The organism is Algibacter ulvanivorans (assembly GCF_048381495.1).
In the GTDB taxonomy this organism is placed as follows: Bacteria; Bacteroidota; Bacteroidia; order Flavobacteriales; family Flavobacteriaceae; genus Algibacter_B; species Algibacter_B ulvanivorans.
Genome location: NZ_JBLWGD010000015.1, coordinates 1 through 1,910, shown reverse-complemented (window position 1 = coordinate 1,910; position 1,910 = coordinate 1). Strand labels below are relative to the sequence as shown.

Sequence of the window (1,910 nt, the reverse complement as noted above, 5' to 3'; positions counted from 1 at the left end):
ACCGTATATAATTTATTGCTGGCTACTCGCCTACTTACGAAAGTCCTCTCGGACTTTCTTGGTCGGTAATTATTTACTAAATTAGTTGCTTTAAACACGCAACAAACCATATACAAACACGTTGTGTGTAATTTGAGCAATGAAACAAACGATAACCAAAAGTGACAAAAATTTAAAGATTCTGAACAAGCTAATTGTGAACGGATTTTACAATGGATATGTCGGAACTGAAAAGTTCGAATTAATGCGGAATCGTTTTCCTAACAATCATAGAATAATCGGAATTTCGAATGACGGAGGAAATTACGATTTGAAATTTGACTTTAAAACACCAATGAATATTGCTGCGAAATTTTTACTGGCACTCGGAATTTTGATTTCAATAATTTCGTTGATTAAAGGAAATTGGATTTTGCCAATTTCACTTGTTATTTTTGGACTGATTATGTTAATTGACTTTAAGTTAACCGAGAAAAAAGAAATCAATCTTTTTATGGATAAGCTTTTGGAATTTCATAAAAAAGAGATTGATTAGATGGGAATATTTGACTTTCTAAAAAAAAAGAAAACACCAATTGACTTTTCGGATAAAAACGTTTCAAAACTGACTCTGAAATCTGATTTACTCGGACAAACTCTGATTGATAACGGACTTGGTTTTTATGTGGACTATTTATCTAAAATAAGACTTGCGGCTGAAAATAAGAATGAATCGGAATTTAGAAAATTAGTTGTTAGTCGAGAATTGTTTGGTGGTTCTGGAGCACTTTGGGAAATTCATATTGAAAACCAAACTGAATACAGGAAATTTAACACACAATTTTGTGATTATCTTGACTTGATATCTGAGATGGGAATTAAACACAGAGCGCTAAAAAAAACACGGAAATTAATGCCAAAACTGAACTGAAAAAAATAAAAAACTACACACAACAATGTGTATAATTCATTGCTAGTTAGAGCTTACTTACGAAAGTCCTCGCGGACTTTCTATCTGTGATTTATTTGCTAACTTTAGTGCTTAAACACGCAACGAAATCATACACTAGACCGTTACCTGCAAGTGCTTAGGCTTGTGCTTAATTCGAGAGTTAGTGTGTCTTTGCCCATTATTAAACATTTTTTTTGCCAACGCTTTTTTTAATAAGTGTAATTATCACCAAAATGCAATAAGTCATTCCATCTATAGTGCTTATTTCCGCACATATGTTTATCTACCAAATCTTGATTATCTGAAAAATTCAAATGATTAACATCGCCTTCAAAGTCTGTCATTGCAGGCGAATTTTTACGGAACCAAGTATGCTTAACTATAATGGTTGGTATTCGCCAATCACTTTCTTTTTTAGCAATTTCAAATTCGGTCTTTGCATCTTTTAAATTGTCCGCTAAAAACCGTTTGTTTCTAAAATATCCGTGCTTTTCAGACCATCCGCAGACAGAATATCCTACTCTCTCATTTGGTTTGTTCAGATCAAGTAATTCAATCTCAATAACCTGCTTATGAATTTGATTCAGCTCTTCGCTTACGGCTCTTTCTTTATCAGTCCAAGTAATTCCAGCCTTCCAAAAACCTTTAATTTGGTTTCTTAATTCTTCTCTTTTTTCTATTAGTTCCATTGTCTATGTTTTGCTTCCTATCGTCAGCAATTTGCCAACGCTAAAAACGTTTAATAATTAGTTTAGTGCTTTATCGAAGTTCAATGCTATCTAACCGCACCAGTCAGGTAACACGCTATAAAATTAACCCTACGGGTCGCTATCGCTTAATCTTATAGCTGTTCGTTGTAAAACATACCCAAAAACACCCGAACTTTAAATTAAACTTTTGAAATATTTTGAAAATAGTAACTTTTAAGTTACCTTTGTCGAAATGGAAAAAGTTAGGCAAGTAATACAATATAAAAATT

The 1,910-nt window shown here is 32.7% G+C and carries 3 protein-coding genes; 2 read left to right on the top strand and 1 reads right to left on the bottom strand.

Features of this window, described 5'->3' with window-relative positions; all coding sequences use genetic code 11:
• Positions 1-139 precede the first annotated feature (139 nt).
• On the top strand, positions 140-535 hold the full coding sequence (locus ACNG5D_RS15775; protein ID WP_418184494.1) for a hypothetical protein: 396 nt from the start codon (positions 140-142) through the stop codon (positions 533-535).
• A complete protein-coding gene (locus tag ACNG5D_RS15770; RefSeq protein WP_418184493.1) occupies positions 536-910 on the top strand; it encodes a hypothetical protein in 375 nt (124 codons plus the stop codon).
• A 230-nt stretch (positions 911-1,140) separates the two neighbouring features.
• Here ACNG5D_RS15770 and ACNG5D_RS15765 read toward each other — a convergent pair whose 3' ends face one another.
• Positions 1,141-1,620 (bottom strand): hypothetical protein, encoded by a 480-nt coding sequence (locus ACNG5D_RS15765; protein ID WP_418184492.1) that lies wholly within the window; start codon positions 1,618-1,620, stop codon positions 1,141-1,143.
• Between the last annotated feature and the right edge of the window lie 290 nt (positions 1,621-1,910).